We start from the raw sequence: 15,632 nt of genomic DNA on the forward strand, positions 1-15,632 counted from the left end.
GCTTTTGCGCACCCCCGCGCCTGTCCACTCAATTACCGAAGCAGGATGTTCGCCATGATTCGTATGCCTCTGGCTACCGCCAGTCTGCTGGCCATCGCTATTTCCCTCGCCGGTTGCGGCGAAGGTAAAGACAAAGAAAAGGCCGCCGCTCCTGCGCCGACTCCGGCTGCGAGCACCGCTGCACCGGCTGCGCCTGCTGCTGCCGGTAAAGTCGACGAGGCCGCCGGCAAAGCCGTTGTCTCGCACTACGCCGACATGGTCTTCGCCGTTTACAGCGATGCCGAATCCACCGCGAAAACCCTGCAAACCGCCATCGACGCGTTCCTCGCCAAGCCGAACGCCGACACCCTGAAAGCCGCCAAGGCTGCCTGGGTCGCCGCCCGCGTTCCTTACCTGCAGAGCGAAGTATTCCGCTTCGGCAACACCATCATCGACGACTGGGAAGGTCAGGTGAACGCCTGGCCTCTGGACGAAGGCCTGATCGACTACGTCGACAAATCCTACGAACACGCACTGGGCAACCCGGGCGCCACCGCCAACATCATCGCCAACACCGAAGTCCAGGTCGGCGAAGACAAGGTCGACGTCAAGGACATCACCCCGGAAAAACTCGCCAGCCTGAACGAGCTGGGCGGTTCCGAAGCCAACGTTGCCACCGGCTACCACGCCATCGAATTCCTGCTCTGGGGCCAGGACCTGAACGGCACCGGGCCTGGCGCCGGCAACCGTCCTGCGTCGGACTACCTGGAAGGCGCCGGCGCTACCGGCGGTCACAACGACCGTCGTCGTGCCTACCTGAAAGCCGTGACCCAGCTGCTGGTCAGCGACCTGGAAGAAATGGTCGGCAACTGGAAGCCGAACGTGGCCGACAACTACCGCGCCACCCTGGAAGCCGAACCGGCTGAAAGCGGCCTGCGCAAAATGCTGTTCGGCATGGGCAGTCTGTCCCTGGGCGAACTGGCCGGCGAGCGCATGAAAGTGTCCCTGGAAGCGAACTCCCCGGAAGACGAACAGGATTGCTTCAGCGACAACACCCACAACTCGCACTTCTACGATGCCAAGGGCATTCGTAACGTTTACCTGGGCGAGTACACCCGCGTCGACGGCACCAAAATGACCGGCGCCAGCCTGTCGTCGCTGGTGGCCAAGGTCGACCCGGCTGCCGACACCGCGCTGAAAGCCGATCTGGCCGCTACCGAAGCCAAGATCCAGGTCATGGTCGATCACGCCAACAAGGGTGAGCACTACGACCAGTTGATCGCCGCCGGCAACACCGCCGGCAACCAGATTGTCCGTGACGCCATCGCTTCGCTGGTCAAGCAGACCGGTTCGATCGAAGCCGCTGCCGGCAAACTGGGCATCAGCGACCTGAACCCGGACAACGCCGATCACGAGTTCTGATCACAGCGTCCGCGTTAAAAAAGGCGACCTTAGGGTCGCCTTTTTCATAACTATTTTTTGTGATGATGCTGATGGCCCCATCGCTGGCAAGCCAGCTCCCACAGGTTTCCGGGTGTTTGCAAAATCCGTGTACGCCATCAATCACTGTGGGAGCTGGCTTGCCAGCGATAGGCACACCTCGGTCTCAAGTGAAACCCTGCCGCAAATCAAGCAAACGATAATTCCTCTTATTCAAACCCCCTCGCCCTGTTAGACTTTGCGCCTTTAAATTCGCCCCTCTTGCAGGAAGTCTGATGCCCTCGCTGCCTCTTCGCTTGTCCGCACTGTTTCTGGCCCTGGGCCTGAGTGCCTGCGATGACGCCCCGCGTTTCACCAAGGCCGAGCCGGGTGAGGCCCGTTCCGGCGGCGCGGCGACCGTGCGCAAGAGCGATCAGAACGCGTTTTCCCTGCCGTCGGCCAACCTGCCACCGTCGCGGCGGGTGGACTTCAGTGTCGGCAACAGTTTCTTTCGCAGCCCGTGGGTGATCGCGCCGTCGACCACCACGGCCCGCGATGGCCTCGGCCCGCTGTTCAACACCAACGCCTGCCAGAATTGCCACATCAAGGACGGCCGTGGTCATCCGCCGACGCCGGATGCGGCCAACGCAGTTTCGATGCTGGTGCGCCTGTCGATTCCCGATGCGCCGGCCTATGCCAAGGTCATCGAACAGGTCGGCGTGGTGCCCGAGCCGGTCTACGGCGGCCAGTTCCAGGACATGGCCGTCCCCGGCGTCGCGCCGGAAGGCAAGGTGCGGGTCGATTACACGCCAGTGCCGGTCCGCTTCAAGGACGGCACCGAGGTCGAGTTGCGAAAACCGGTCTTGCAGATCACCCAGCTCGGCTACGGCCCGATGCACCCGGACACGCGTTTCTCTGCACGCATTGCACCGCCGATGATCGGCCTGGGCCTGCTCGAAGCGATCCCGGAAGAAGCGATCCTCGCCAACGCCACCGCCCAGGCCAAAAAGAACAACGGCATCAACGGCCGGCCAAACCGGGTCTGGGACGATGAGCAGCAAAAGACCGTCATGGGCCGATTTGGCTGGAAAGCCGGCCAACCGAACCTCAATCAACAAAATGTTCACGCGTTTTCTGGTGATATGGGCCTCACCACGAGCCTGAGACCGTTTGATGACTGCACCGACGCGCAAACCGCCTGCAAACAGGCGCCGAACGGCAATGGCCCGGACGGCGAACCTGAAGTCAGCGACAATATCCTGCGCCTGGTACTGTTTTACAGCCGCAACCTCGCCGTTCCTGCCCGCCGTGGGGTCAACGATGCGCAAGTGCTGGCCGGCAAGAATCTGTTTTTCCAGGCGGGTTGCCAGTCCTGTCACACGCCGAAATACACCACTGCCGCCAACGCGGCCGAACCTGAACTGGCCAATCAAGTGATTCGCCCGTACAGCGATCTGCTGCTCCACGACATGGGCGAAGGCCTGGCGGACAACCGCACCGAATTCCAGGCCTCCGGCCGCGACTGGCGCACCCCGCCGCTGTGGGGCATCGGCCTGACGCAGGCGGTCAGCGGCCACACCCAGTTTCTGCATGACGGCCGCGCCCGCAACCTGCTCGAAGCCGTGCTCTGGCATGGCGGCGAAGCGAAAGCGGCGCAGCAACAGGTTTTGTCTTTCAACGCCGAGCAGCGTGCCGCGCTGCTGGCGTTCTTGAACTCACTTTAAACATTTAAAAGAATCGGGAGCCCGACATGTTCCGTCCCAAGCTGTTGTTCACCAGCCTTGCCGCACTGGCCCTCGGCGCGTGCTCGCCGCAGGATCCGCAAGCGGTCACCTCGGCGGCCATCGCCAAATCGGTGATCCTGCCGACCTACACCCGTTGGGTCGAAGCCGACAAGCAACTGGCCGTCAGCGCCCTCGCCTACTGCCAGGGCAAAGAGTCGCTGGACACCGCCCGCGCCGACTTCCTGCACGCGCAGAAAGCCTGGGCCGAGCTGCAACCGCTGCTGATCGGCCCGCTGGCCGAGGGCAACCGTTCGTGGCAGGTGCAGTTCTGGCCGGACAAGAAAAACCTGGTCGGCCGTCAGGTCGAGCAACTGGTCGTCGCGCAGCCGCAGATCGATGCCGCCGCACTCGCCAAATCCAGCGTTGTGGTTCAAGGCCTGTCCGCTTACGAGTACATCCTGTTCGACGCCAAGCCTGACGTCGCCAACGACGCGCAGAAAGCCAAGTACTGCCCACTGCTGGTAGCCATCGGCGAGCGTCAGAAACAACTGGCCGAAGAGATTCTCAGCAGCTGGAACAACACCGACGGCATGCTCGCGCAGATGAGCAAATTCCCGAACCAGCGCTACGCCGACTCCCACGAAGCGATCGCCGATCTGCTGCGGGTACAGGTCACCGCCCTCGACACCCTGAAGAAAAAACTCGGCACGCCGATGGGCCGTCAGAGCAAGGGCGTCCCTCAGCCGTTCCAGGCTGACGCATGGCGCAGCCAGTCGTCCATGGAGTCGCTGGAAGCCAGCCTCGCAGCAGCCAAAACTGTCTGGGAAGGCGTCGACAACAAAGGCCTGCGCGGCCTGTTGCCGGCCGAGCAAAAGCCGCTGGCGGACAAGATCGATGCAGCCTACGCGGCGTCGCTCAAACTGTTCGGCAGCACTCAGCGCTCGTTGACCGAAATGCTCAACGATGACGCCGGTCGCCAGCAGCTCAACGACATCTACGACAGCCTCAACGTCGTCCACCGCCTGCACGAAGGCGAGCTGGCCAAGGCGCTGGGCATCCAACTGGGCTTCAACGCCAACGACGGTGACTGATGAGGGCACGTGCCATGCTGCGACGCCAGGCTCTGACTTTAGGTAGTTTGCTGCTGGGAGCAGTGACACTGGGCGGCTGGACGCTGTTCAAACGCAAGGACCAAAGCCCGCTGCTGCTGTCGGCGCGGGACGACACCGACGGCAAGCATTACGCCGTCGGTTATCGGCTGGACGGCACTCAGGTGTTCGCCACCGAAGTCGGCCAGCGCTGCCACGACATCATCAATCACCCGACGCTGCCGATCGCACTGTTCGTTGCCCGCCGGCCGGGCACCGAGAGCTACCTGATCGACCTGCGCAACGGTGCATTGCTGCAGACCGTGACCTCGCAGCCGAACCGGCATTTCTACGGCCACGCGGTGATCCACCACAGCGGCGACTACCTGTACGCCACCGAAAACGACACCAGCGATCCGGGCCGTGGCCTGCTCGGGGTGTACAAATTCGAAGGCGAACGGCTGGTGCACAGCGGCGAGATTTCCACCCACGGTCTCGGCCCGCATCAGGTGTCGTGGATGCCCGACGGTGAAACCCTGGTGGTGGCCAACGGCGGGATCCGCACCGAGGCCGAAAGCCGGGTCGACATGAACCTCGACGCCATGGAACCGAGCCTGGTGCTGATGCAGCGCGACGGCACCCTGCTGAGCAAGGAAACCCTCGCCCAGCAGATGAACAGCGTGCGGCATTTGGGGATCGCCAGCGACGGCACCATCGTCGCCGGCCAGCAATTCATGGGGCCTTCCCACGAACGCTCGGAGCTGCTGGCGATCAAGCGTCCGGGCCAGCCTTTCGTGGCGTTCCCGGTGCCGGACCATCAGCTGCAGTCGATGGGGCATTACACCGCCAGCGTCGCGGTGCACAGCGACCTGCGTCTGGTGGCACTGACCGCGCCGCGCGGCAACCGCTTCTTCATCTGGGACCTGGACAGTGGCGAAGTCCGTCTCGACGCGCCCTTGCCTGACTGCGCCGGCGTCGGTGCGGTGAAGGACGGCTTCGTCGTGACCTCCGGTCAGGGACGCTGCCGCTACTACGATTGCCGTCAGGACGATCTGTTGGCCAAACCGCTGGATTTGCCCGCAGGGCTCTGGGACAACCATCTTCATCTGATGGCCTGAAATTCGCCGCCGACCGCTCGGTCGGCGGCCGCGCTTTTCTCCACCTTCCTCCCTTACACCCGGTAAAAACTGGCAGTTGGAATCCCTGCCGGACTCGGGGTAATGTGCCCGCCTGTCTCGCCTGATTTTCTCCAAGGAACTGGAAATATGCTGCGTCGCCGCATGCTGATCATGTTGGGTGTTGTACTGCTGATCGTTCTGCTTCTCGCCGGTTACAAGGCCTTCTCGATCTATACGATGATCCAGGGCTTTTCCAGACCGAAGCCGCCGATCAGCGTTGCCGTGGCCACGGCTGTCGAACGCCCGTGGCAGATGCGCCTGCCCACCGTCGGTACGCTGAAGGCGCTGCAAGGCGTCGACCTGAGTCTGGAGAACGCCGGCACCGTCACCGAGCTGAAATTCGAATCGGGACAGAAGGTCAAGGCCGGCCAACCGTTGCTGCAACTGGACAGCGCCGTCGAAGCCGCCTTCCTCGAAACCGCCAAGGCCGATCTCGGCCTCGCACAGCTGGATTACGGTCGCGGCAGCCAGCTCGTCGGCAGCAGTGCCATCTCCAAGGGCGAATTCGACCGGCTCTCGGCGCAGCTGCAAAAGAACAAGGCCACGGTCAATCAACTCAATGCGGCGCTGGCGAAAAAACGCATCGTCGCGCCCTTCAGCGGCACCATTGGCATCCGCCTCGTCGACATCGGCGACTACCTCGCCAGCGGCACCAAGATCGCCACCCTGCAGGATCTGAGCAGCCTCTACGCCGATTTCTACGTGCCTGAACAGTCGGTGCCGAAACTGGCCATCGGTCAGCCGGTGCAGGTTACGGTCGCGGCGTATCCCGGCCAGAACTTCACCGGCGCCATCAGCGCCATCAACCCGATCGTCGAAAGCACCACCCGCAACATCCTGGTACGCGCCACCCTGGCCAACCCCGATGGCAAATTGCTGCCGGGCATGTTCACCAGCATCGAAGTGCTGCTGCCGGATCCGCAGAAACACATCGTGGTCCCGGAAAGCGCGATCACCTATACCCTCTACGGCAACTCGACGTACGTGGTCACCCAGAAGAAAGCCGAAGACGGCACCGTCGAAAAGGACGACAAGGGCCAGCCGGTGCTGATCGCCGAGCGTCGGTTCGTCGAGACCGGCGAACGCCGCGATGGCCAGGTGATGATCAACAAGGGCGTGCAGAGCGGCGAACAGGTGGTGACGGCCGGCCAGATCAAACTGGACAACGGCGCCCACATTGCCATCAGCGACGACAAGACCCTCGGCGAGCAGAACAGTCCGCCCCGCGCCGACTGATCAAGGAAACCCCATGGCTTTTACCGATCCGTTCATCCGTCGCCCGGTGCTCGCCACCGTGGTCAGCCTGCTGATTGTGCTGCTGGGTTTCCAGGCCTGGAGCAAGCTGCCGTTGCGCCAATATCCGCAAATGGAAAACGCCCTGATCACGGTGACCACCGCGTACCCCGGGGCCAACGCCGAAACCATCCAGGGCTACATCACCCAGCCGATGCAACAGAGCCTGGCCAGCGCCGAGGGCATCGACTACATGACCTCGGTCAGTCGTCAGAACTTCTCGGTGATTTCGATCTACGCGCGCATCGGTTCCAACAGTGACCGGCTGTTCACCGAGCTGCTGGCCAAGGCCAACGAGGTGAAGAACAAACTGCCTCAGGACGCCGAGGACCCGGTGCTGAGCAAAGAGGCCGCCGATGCCTCGGCGCTGATGTACATCAGCTTCTTCAGCAAGGAGCTCAACAACCCGCAGATCACCGACTACCTGTCGCGGGTGATCCAGCCAAAACTGGCGACCCTGCCGGGTATGGCCGAGGCGGAGATTCTCGGCAATCAGGTGTTCGCCATGCGCCTGTGGATCGACCCGGTGAAACTCGCCGGTTTCGGCCTCAGCGCCAGCGACGTGACCAACGCGGTGCGCCAGTACAACTTCCTCTCCGCCGCCGGCGAAGTGAAAGGCGAGTACGTGGTCACCAGCATCAACGCCAACACCGAACTGAAGTCCGCCGAAGCCTTCGGCAAGATCCCGCTAAAAGTCAGTGGCGACAGCCGGGTGTTGCTCAGCGATGTGGCACGGGTGGAGATGGGCGCGGAAAACTACAACTCCATCAGTTCGTTCGGTGGTACGCCTTCGGTGTACATCGGAATCAAGGCCACGCCCGGCGCCAACCCGCTGGACGTGATCAAGGAAGTGCGCAAGATCATGCCGGAGCTGGAGGCCCAGCTACCGCCCAACCTCAAGAGCGAGATCGCCTACGACGCCACGCTGTTCATCCAGGCCTCAATCGACGAAGTGGTGAAAACCCTGTTCGAAGCGGTGCTGATCGTGATCGTGGTGGTGTTCCTGTTCCTCGGTGCGCTGCGTTCAGTGGTCATTCCGGTGGTGACCATTCCCCTGTCGATGATCGGCGTGATGTTCTTCATGCAGATGATGGGCTACTCGATCAACCTGCTGACCCTGCTGGCGATGGTGCTGGCCATCGGGCTGGTGGTCGACGACGCGATTGTGGTGGTGGAAAACATCCACCGGCACATCGAGGAAGGCAAGACACCGCTGGACGCCGCGCTCGAAGGCGCCCGGGAAATCGCCATGCCGGTGGTGTCGATGACCATCACCCTGGCGGCGGTGTACGCACCGATCGGTTTTCTCACCGGGCTGACGGGGGCGCTGTTCAAGGAGTTTGCATTGACCCTCGCCGGGGCGGTGGTGATCTCCGGCGTCGTCGCCCTGACCCTGTCGCCGATGATGTGCGCCGTGCTGCTGCGCCATGACGAAAACCCCAGCGGTCTGGCCCATCGCCTCGACCGGATTTTCGACAGCCTCAAGCGGCGCTATCAGAGCATGCTCCACGGCACGCTAAACACCCGGCCGGTGGTGCTGGTGTTTGCGGTGATCGTGCTGTGCCTGATTCCGGTGCTGCTCAAGTTCACCAAATCGGAACTGGCGCCTGACGAGGATCAGGGCATCATTTTCATGATGGCCAACGCTCCGCAGCCGACCAACCTCGATTACCTGAACACCTACACCGACGAGTTCATCAAGATCTTCAAGGAGTTTCCGGAGTACTACTCCTCGTTCCAGATCAACGGCTATAACGGCGTGCAGAGCGGCATCGGCGGTTTCCTGCTCAAGCCGTGGAACGAACGCAGCCGCACGCAAATGGAAATCCTCCCGCAGGTACAGGGCAAACTCGAAGGCATTCCGGGCCTGCAGATCTTCGGTTTCAACCTGCCGTCGCTGCCCGGCACCGGCGAAGGCCTGCCGTTCGAGTTCGTGATCAACACCGCCAACGACTACGAGCTGTTGCTGCAAGTGGCTGACCGGATCAAGAAGCGCGCCATGGAGTCTGGCAAGTTCGCCTTCGTCGACCTGGACCTGGCTTTCGACAAACCCGAAGTGGTGGTCGACATCGACCGCGCCAAGGCCGCGCAGATGGGCGTTTCGATGCAGGATCTGGGCGGTACCCTCGCCACCTTGCTGGGCGAAGCCGAGATCAACCGGTTCACCATCGAGGGCCGCAGCTACAAGGTCATCGCCCAGGTCGAACGGGCCTACCGCGACAACCCGGACTGGCTGAACAACTACTACGTGAAAAACACCCAGGGCGAACTGCTGCCGCTATCGACCCTGATCACCGTGACCGACCGCGCACGACCGCGACAACTCAATCAGTTCCAGCAACTCAACGCCGCGAAGCTGTCCGGCTTTCCACTGGTGAGCATGGGCGAGGCCATCGACAGCGTGGTGCAGATCGCCCGTGAGGAAGCCCCGGCCGGTTTTGCCTTCGATTACGGCGGCGCATCCCGGCAGTTCGTTCAGGAAGGCAGCGCGCTGTGGGTCACCTTCGCCCTGGCCCTGGCGATCATTTTCCTGGTGCTGGCGGCGCAGTTCGAAAGCTTCCGCGATCCGCTGGTGATTCTGGTGACCGTGCCGTTGTCGATCTGCGGGGCGCTGATTCCGCTGTTCCTCGGCTGGTCGAGCATGAACATCTATACCCAGGTCGGGCTGGTGACGCTGATCGGGCTGATCAGCAAGCACGGGATCCTGATTGTCGAGTTCGCCAACCAGTTGCGCAAGGAGAAGGGCCTCACGCCTCGGGAGGCGGTGGAGGAAGCGGCGGCGATTCGTCTGCGTCCGGTGTTGATGACCACCGCAGCGATGGTGTTCGGCATGGTGCCGCTGATCGTGGCCACCGGCGCCGGCGCCGTCAGCCGGTTCGACATCGGAACCGTGATTGCCACAGGGATGTCGATCGGAACGTTGTTCACGCTGTTTGTCCTGCCCTGCGTTTACACCGTGCTGGCGAAACCCGATCCCAAGCCATGATAAAAAACCATGACGCAATAAAAAGGCCTCGCATCAGCGAGGCCTTTGGCTCTTGAAGAAAGAGATTTCAATCGATTCAACTCTGCGGCCTCATCCCTTGAGAAAGTCCGAACATGAACAGCAACAGATCATGGTCCGGCTGAGTGGCCACGGCAGCTTTCGCCACCCGTGGCATCGGGCAATGCGGATCGCTCGCCGAGGCGCCGATCACCTGCATGCGTGGCTGTTCCCAGGCCGCCACCGCCAATGATGCAACTGCCAAGGCTCCTACCAGAAACAAACCTCGTGCAATTTCTAGTTTCATCGCTATAAACCTTTGATAGCGCTGCCAAACGCCGTCTCATAAAAGTAGACGAGTTTTTTCCAGTCGGTAGCGCTGAACGACGAGTGGCGGCGCAGTTGCTTCATGTCATGGGCGGCCGCGCGATGAGCGGTCAGACGCTGACGGCATTTCTCCAGATCGATCAGGGCGACTTCGACCTTGGCCGAATCACCTTCACCGCTCACCCGCACAAAGACGTGCTTGATGTAAATGCAGCTGTGCTGCCAACGGCCCTTGTGCATGCGCGCCAGGTTTTCGGCAAGGTCCTTGAGCACTCGCTCATACACCGCTTCACCGTACTGCTCGCGACCACCGCCGGCTTCCCAATGCTCAAGTTCCTGAAAGCCATCGAGCGATTTGGTCACCAACAGCGCGCGCCACTTGTGCTGAGGATCGGGCTGAGCACCGCAAAAAACAATTTCCGGCACCCGGACGCCAAGTCTGGATACACCGGTCAGAGCATCCAGTTCGCGCAACACGGTCGGTCGACCGAACGGATGCAGCCAGCTACGATAGATATGTCCGGTCTGGCGTTTGGCATACAGCAGTTGGCCTTCGCGTCCCATGACCCGTTGCACACCACTTTCGCCACCACGGCGCACATTGGGCTCTTCGACCCACTCGCCGCGCTGGTTCCAGTAGTAGTCGAAGCGATCCTTGGGAGCGACTTCCGCGTCTGCTGCAAATTGCACTGCCATCCTCTTACCTCTTGCGTAATACGTAAACTCGCCACATGGCATAGAGCGGAATGAAGTCCAGTTGTTCCTGGATACGGAATCCCGCGTCTTCGAATTCCTTTTCAACTGTTGCGGCCGGTAACACAAACCGGTTCTGGTAACCTTCCTGCCCGCGCTTTTTCTCGGCGCGCTTGCGTTTCCAGGCTTTGAAATTTCCATCAACCCACAATGAAATGATCACACTGTCCCGGGTGACACGCTCGAACTCGCGCAGAATCGCCCGGCGGTGTTCGGCTTCACCGATGTGGTGCAGCAGTCGCATGCAGAAAATGCTGTCGACGGCGTTATCAGGCAAGGCAATGTCGAACGCAGACGTGTGCAAAGGTTGTACCCGTTTCACCACATCCGCCGGTTGTGCCTGCATGGCGGTCTTGATCATCGACTCGGAGTTGTCCGCTCCGATGATCACCCGATTAGGCTTTTCCGCCAGCAATGGCCAGAAACGTCCTGCACCGCATGGCAGATCCAGCACCAGTCCCGGCTCGCCGACAAGGGTCAACGCCTTGCGAGCCAACTGCTGATCCCGCCAGTTGGACAAACGACGCCCCAGACCGTCCTGATGTTTGCGCAGGTATTTCTGCGCATGGTTGTCGTCGTACTTTTCGGAAAAATCGAGCTTGATCGGACCGGCCATCACCAGGACTCCTGAATTACTGATGACGCCACCTTAAGCAGCGTCGTGTCAGCGTCAGGTCATCCCTTTGTGAAAAAAATGTCATGTAAATCGACAAACTATTTCAAGGTTATACAGGATTTAGACAGATTGGAGGCACTCTCGTGTGATAGAAACACCGGTCAGCGCTTGCCCAGATCCACCTCGAAACGGCAGCCATTGGGCTCCATCGTGCTCAATGTGACGCTCCATCCCTGGTTCTCGCAGATGCGTTGAACCAATGACAGGCCCAATCCCAGACCTTCGCCGCGCTTTTCGTTGCCGCGCACGAAGGGCTGGAACATGGCTTCGCGCTTTTCCTCGGGAATACCGACACCGGAATCCTCGACCACAAAACCGTTGGCATTGAGCGTCAAGCGAATGAACCCTTGCTCGGTGTAGTGCAAGGCGTTACGCAGCAAGTTGCCCATCACGGCATTGAGCAGCGTCGCGTTGTAACGGGTGCCGGGGGGATTACCCGGCTCGAAAATCAGCTGCAAGCCCTTGGATTCGATGGGTTCGCGCCACAGGCACAGCAAGCTGTCAGCCACTTGCGAGAGGTTATGCTGGGGCGCCGCACCTGCGTCTTCACGCTGGGCGCGAGCGAGCATCAGGAAAGTTTGCACCAGCTCACGCATCTCTTCGCTGGCCCGCGCAATACGCTGAACCTGGGCCTTGCCACGCTGGTCGATTCCCGGGTTTTCCAGCAGCAGTTCACAGGAGCTGGCCAACACCATCAGCGGTGTACGCAATTCGTGGCTGACGTCGCTGGTGAACAATCGCTCCCGCGTCAGCGCCTGACGCAAACGCCCAAGCGTGGCATCGAACGCCACCGCCAGTTCGCCCACCTCGTCTGCCGCGTAATCCGGCGCCAACGGAGGCGCCAGCCCGAGCAACTGGTCGCGATGGCGCACCTGGCGGGCAAGTCGCACCACCGGGGCCATCACCTTGCGCGCCAGCACCCAGCCAAGGAATACCGCCAGCGCCAGACTGAGCACGAAGCCCACCAGTACGACGGCGAACAGTACGCGCTCGCGCTCTTCGAAATCGCTTTGATCTTGCAGCAGCACATAACGCCGACCATCGACGATCTCGACCATCGCGTGATACGACAACTGCTCGCGAAAGACTTCATGGAAACCCGAATCCAGGTGCCGCAGGTCCTTGGGCAGCTCGAAATCGCCCGGCCCGCCGCTGAAGTAGAACAGTTGATCCGGCTCCGGCCGGTGGCTCCAGTCCGAGACGTTGTCCATCAGCAGCAGTCGTTGCAGGTCCCCGCCCAGCCCGGCGGAAATCAGTTTTTCCTCGACCAGGTGCACGGTCGCGACGATGCCCATCGCAAACGCCCCGGCCACCAGCGCGCTCATCAGCGCAAAGGCGATGATGATCCGCTGGGCAAGGCTCTGCTTAAACTCCATCGCGGCCCTCGGCCAGGCGATAACCTACGCCGTGCACGGTGTGCAGCAACGGTTTGGCAAACGGTTTGTCGATCACCTGACGCAACTGGTGAACGTGGCTGCGCAGGCTGTCGCTGTCCGGGCAGTCATCGCCCCACAGCGCTTCTTCGAGAATTTCCCGGCGCAGCACATGCGGGCTCTTTTGCATCAGCACCGCCAGCAGTTTGAGGCCGACCGGGTTGAGCTTGAGCAATTTGCCCTCGCGGGTCACCTCCAGGGTGTCAAGGTCGTAGCTCAGATCGCCGACCTGCAGGGCACGCCGGCCGCCGCCCTGGGTGCGGCGCATCACGGCTTCGACCCGGGCCGCCAGTTCCGACAGCGCAAACGGCTTGACCAGATAATCGTCGGCCCCGGACTTGAAGCCTTGCAAGCGGTCATCGAGCTGATCGCGGGCGGTGAGCATGATCACCGGCGTATCGCGACGGGCGTCTTCGCGCAGGCGCTTGCACAGGGTATAGCCGTCGATGCCCGGCAGCATGATGTCGAGCACGATCAGGTCGTAATGCTCGGTGGCGGCCAGATGCAGGCCCGACAGACCGTCCTGGGCGCAATCGACGGTGTAGCCTTTAAGCCCCAGGTAATCGGCCAGATTGGCCAGGATATCGCGGTTGTCTTCGACCAATAGAATTCGCATGGGCACCTCCTCCGTACACGGTAGCGGCCGTCTTGGCCCGCGCAGCTTACGACCATCGCCGACTCAGGGCTAGGGCGGCAAGCCTCACAAATCGAGTCTTTCAACCAAATTCATTCCTTAACAAGTTTTTCACTATCGGTTCACGACCTGACTACAGTGACAAGGCGAGACTCTCGCGCCATTAGATATAAGGAATGTAGACAATGGACTTTTTCAAGACGGCGCCTGTGCGCTTTCTGCTACTGGTCACCGGCGCCTGGCTGGTGGTGTTTCTCCTGACCCGAACCGTGCTGTTGCTGACTCATCTGGATGAGGCTGGCGGCGTAGCGCTTTCCATGTTTGGCATCGGCTTGCTGTATGACCTGGGCTTTCTCGCCTATGCCGCGTTGCCGTTGGGCCTGTACCTGCTGTTGTGTCCGCCGGCCCTGTGGCGCCGACGCGGTCATCGCTGGTTCCTTCAGGGGCTGCTGACGGTCAGTCTGTTCGCCATGCTGTTCACCTCCGTGGCCGAATGGCTGTTCTGGGACGAGTTCGGCGTGCGCTTCAACTTCATCGCCGTCGACTATCTGGTGTATTCCGATGAAGTCCTGAACAACGTGCTGGAGTCGTACCCGATCGGCACCTTGCTGAGCATTCTTGCGTTGCTCGCCGTCGCGCTGAGTTTCGCGTTGCGCAAACCTTTCAACGCGGCGCTCGACGCCCCGCTGCCACCACTGCGCGGTCGCCTGCTCAATGCGTTCGGTCTGTTGGTCGTCGCGGGTCTGAGCCTGCAACTGCTCAGCCAGGACGCGCCGCGCGCTCAGGGCGGCAATGCCTATCAGAATGAACTGGCGAGCAATGGCCCGTATCAGTTCTTCGCCGCGTTCCGTAACAACGAGCTGGACTATGGCCAGTTCTACAGCAGTCTGTCGCCGGAAAAAGTCGCCAGCCAGATCCGTGCTGAACTGAGCGAGCCCAACGCGCGCTTCATCGGCCAGGACCCACAGGACATCCGCCGGGTGATCGACAACCCGGGCACTGTGCGTAAGCCGAACATCGTGCTGGTTACCATCGAAAGCCTCAGTGCCAAGTACCTGGGCAGCAATGGCGATGAGCGCAACCTGACACCGAATCTGGATGCCTTGCGCAAGCAGAGTCTGTACTTCAACAACTTCTACGCCACCGGCACCCGCACCGATCGGGGCCTGGAAGCCATCACCCTGGCCATTCCGCCGACACCGGGCCGTTCGATCGTCAAGCGCATCGGCCGCGAAAGCGGCTTCGCCAGCCTCGGGCAGCAACTGAGTGCCGTCGGCTACGACAGCGTGTTCGTCTACGGCGGACGCGGTTACTTCGACAACATGAACGCGTTCTTCAGCGGCAACGGCTACCGTGTCGTCGATCAGAGCAGCGTCGATGAATCGGAGATTCACTTCAAGAATGCCTGGGGCATGGCCGACGAGGATCTGTACAAACAGACGCTGAAACTGGCCGATGCTGATTACGCCAGACAGCAGCCATTTCTGTTGCAGCTGATGACCACCTCCAACCACCGCCCTTACACCTATCCGGACAACCGGATCGACATCAAGTCCGGCAACGGTCGCGATGGCGCGGTGAAATACACCGACTATGCCATCGGCCAGTTCCTGGAGCAGGCACGGCAGAAACCGTGGTTCGACAACACGATCTTCATCTTCGTCGCCGACCACACCGCCGGCAGCGCGGGCAAGGAAGACTTGCCGATCAGCAACTACCAGATCCCGCTGTTCATCTATGCACCGAAGCTGATCGAGCCACGGGAAAACGCTCAACTGGCCAGCCAGATCGACCTCGCGCCGACCCTGCTGGGTTTGCTGAACCTCGATTACCAATCGACGTTCTTCGGTCGCAACCTGTTGCAGGACAACCCGCTGCCACCCCGGGTCGTGGTCGGCAACTATCAGCACCTGGGACTGTTCGACGGCAAGGATCTGGCGATCCTCAGTCCGCGTCAGGGCCTGCGCCGGCATGACGATGCGCTGACCGAAAGTCGCGAGTCCAAAGCCGGCAGCGACGACCCGCTGATCAGCCGCGCCATCACGTATTACCAAACCGCCAGTTATGGCTTCAAGCAACAGCTGCTTGGCTGGAAAGCGCCCAAGGAGGGTGCCGAGCAAGTCAGCGAACGTTAATCGAAGCGCC

The 15,632-nt window shown here is 61.3% G+C and carries 12 protein-coding genes; 7 read left to right on the top strand and 5 right to left on the bottom strand.

Translation table 11 applies throughout. The annotated features are described in order from the left end of the window. The first annotated feature begins 54 nt into the window (after nt 1–54). The 6 genes from IHQ43_RS23035 (at nt 55) to IHQ43_RS23060 (ending at nt 9,667) form a co-directional block, all read left to right on the top strand. Nucleotides 55–1,401 carry an imelysin family protein gene (locus tag IHQ43_RS23035; protein WP_007953245.1) on the top strand — a complete coding sequence of 449 codons (1,347 nt, stop codon included), beginning with the start codon at nt 55–57 and terminating at the stop codon, nt 1,399–1,401. Nucleotides 1,402–1,694: 293 nt separating this feature from the next. After that, entirely contained in the window at nt 1,695–3,122 is a 1,428-nt protein-coding gene (locus tag IHQ43_RS23040) for a di-heme oxidoreductase family protein (protein ID WP_192562229.1), read from the top strand. A 26-nt stretch (nt 3,123–3,148) separates the two neighbouring features. Then, nucleotides 3,149–4,213, top strand: a complete 1,065-nt coding sequence (locus IHQ43_RS23045; protein ID WP_192562230.1) for an imelysin family protein — start codon at nt 3,149–3,151, stop codon at nt 4,211–4,213. Between the two features lie 14 nt (nt 4,214–4,227). Further along, nucleotides 4,228–5,328 carry a DUF1513 domain-containing protein gene (locus tag IHQ43_RS23050; protein ID WP_192562231.1) on the top strand — a complete coding sequence of 367 codons (1,101 nt, stop codon included), beginning with the start codon at nt 4,228–4,230 and terminating at the stop codon, nt 5,326–5,328. 147 nt (nt 5,329–5,475) lie between these two features. Then, on the top strand, nt 5,476–6,624 hold the full coding sequence (locus IHQ43_RS23055) for an efflux RND transporter periplasmic adaptor subunit (protein ID WP_192562232.1): 1,149 nt from the start codon (nt 5,476–5,478) through the stop codon (nt 6,622–6,624). 13 nt (nt 6,625–6,637) lie between these two features. Continuing rightward, complete coding sequence (locus IHQ43_RS23060; RefSeq protein ID WP_192562233.1) at nt 6,638–9,667, top strand: multidrug efflux RND transporter permease subunit; 3,030 nt, start codon at nt 6,638–6,640, stop codon at nt 9,665–9,667. A 76-nt stretch (nt 9,668–9,743) separates the two neighbouring features. Here the strand turns inward: IHQ43_RS23060 and IHQ43_RS23065 are convergent, their stop codons facing one another. The 5 genes from IHQ43_RS23065 to colR all read right to left on the bottom strand — a co-directional run bounded on the left by IHQ43_RS23065 (nt 9,744) and on the right by colR (nt 13,469). Then, entirely contained in the window at nt 9,744–9,971 is a 228-nt protein-coding gene (locus tag IHQ43_RS23065) for a hypothetical protein (protein WP_011335717.1), read from the bottom strand. A 2-nt stretch (nt 9,972–9,973) separates the two neighbouring features. Then, nucleotides 9,974–10,687: a lipopolysaccharide kinase InaA family protein gene (locus IHQ43_RS23070; RefSeq protein ID WP_192562234.1), complete on the bottom strand. Its 714-nt coding sequence runs from the start codon at nt 10,685–10,687 to the stop codon at nt 9,974–9,976. 4 nt (nt 10,688–10,691) lie between these two features. Next, nucleotides 10,692–11,360 carry a class I SAM-dependent methyltransferase gene (locus IHQ43_RS23075; protein WP_192562235.1) on the bottom strand — a complete coding sequence of 223 codons (669 nt, stop codon included), beginning with the start codon at nt 11,358–11,360 and terminating at the stop codon, nt 10,692–10,694. Between the two features lie 161 nt (nt 11,361–11,521). Continuing rightward, complete coding sequence (locus IHQ43_RS23080) at nt 11,522–12,796, bottom strand: sensor histidine kinase (protein ID WP_192562236.1); 1,275 nt, start codon at nt 12,794–12,796, stop codon at nt 11,522–11,524. After that, nucleotides 12,786–13,469 (bottom strand): two-component system response regulator ColR, encoded by a 684-nt coding sequence (colR, locus tag IHQ43_RS23085; protein WP_007953224.1) that lies wholly within the window; start codon nt 13,467–13,469, stop codon nt 12,786–12,788. Before colR ends, IHQ43_RS23080 begins: the two co-directional genes overlap by 11 nt. Before the next feature lie 203 nt (nt 13,470–13,672). On the opposite strand from colR, the gene IHQ43_RS23090 reads away from it, so the two are divergent. After that, nucleotides 13,673–15,622, top strand: coding sequence for an LTA synthase family protein (locus IHQ43_RS23090; RefSeq protein ID WP_192562237.1), 1,950 nt, complete (start codon nt 13,673–13,675; stop codon nt 15,620–15,622). Nucleotides 15,623–15,632 lie beyond the last annotated feature (10 nt).

Source organism: Pseudomonas gozinkensis (assembly GCF_014863585.1).
Taxonomy (GTDB): domain Bacteria; phylum Pseudomonadota; class Gammaproteobacteria; order Pseudomonadales; family Pseudomonadaceae; genus Aquipseudomonas; species Aquipseudomonas gozinkensis.

Excerpts from the sequence above, each read along its gene's own strand:
- IHQ43_RS23045 (WP_192562230.1), top strand. The coding sequence starts at position 3,149 with ATGTTCCGTCCCAAGCTGTTGTTCACCAGCCTTGCCGCACTGGCCCTC.
- IHQ43_RS23055 (WP_192562232.1), top strand. The coding sequence starts at position 5,476 with ATGCTGCGTCGCCGCATGCTGATCATGTTGGGTGTTGTACTGCTGATC.
- IHQ43_RS23080 (WP_192562236.1), bottom strand. The coding sequence starts at position 12,796 with ATGGAGTTTAAGCAGAGCCTTGCCCAGCGGATCATCATCGCCTTTGCG.
- IHQ43_RS23050 (WP_192562231.1), top strand. The coding sequence starts at position 4,228 with ATGCTGCGACGCCAGGCTCTGACTTTAGGTAGTTTGCTGCTGGGAGCA.
- IHQ43_RS23060 (WP_192562233.1), top strand. The coding sequence starts at position 6,638 with ATGGCTTTTACCGATCCGTTCATCCGTCGCCCGGTGCTCGCCACCGTG.
- IHQ43_RS23035 (WP_007953245.1), top strand. The coding sequence starts at position 55 with ATGATTCGTATGCCTCTGGCTACCGCCAGTCTGCTGGCCATCGCTATT.
- colR (WP_007953224.1), bottom strand. The coding sequence starts at position 13,469 with ATGCGAATTCTATTGGTCGAAGACAACCGCGATATCCTGGCCAATCTG.
- IHQ43_RS23090 (WP_192562237.1), top strand. The coding sequence starts at position 13,673 with ATGGACTTTTTCAAGACGGCGCCTGTGCGCTTTCTGCTACTGGTCACC.
- IHQ43_RS23075 (WP_192562235.1), bottom strand. The coding sequence starts at position 11,360 with ATGGCCGGTCCGATCAAGCTCGATTTTTCCGAAAAGTACGACGACAAC.
- IHQ43_RS23070 (WP_192562234.1), bottom strand. The coding sequence starts at position 10,687 with ATGGCAGTGCAATTTGCAGCAGACGCGGAAGTCGCTCCCAAGGATCGC.
- IHQ43_RS23040 (WP_192562229.1), top strand. The coding sequence starts at position 1,695 with ATGCCCTCGCTGCCTCTTCGCTTGTCCGCACTGTTTCTGGCCCTGGGC.
- IHQ43_RS23065 (WP_011335717.1), bottom strand. The coding sequence starts at position 9,971 with ATGAAACTAGAAATTGCACGAGGTTTGTTTCTGGTAGGAGCCTTGGCA.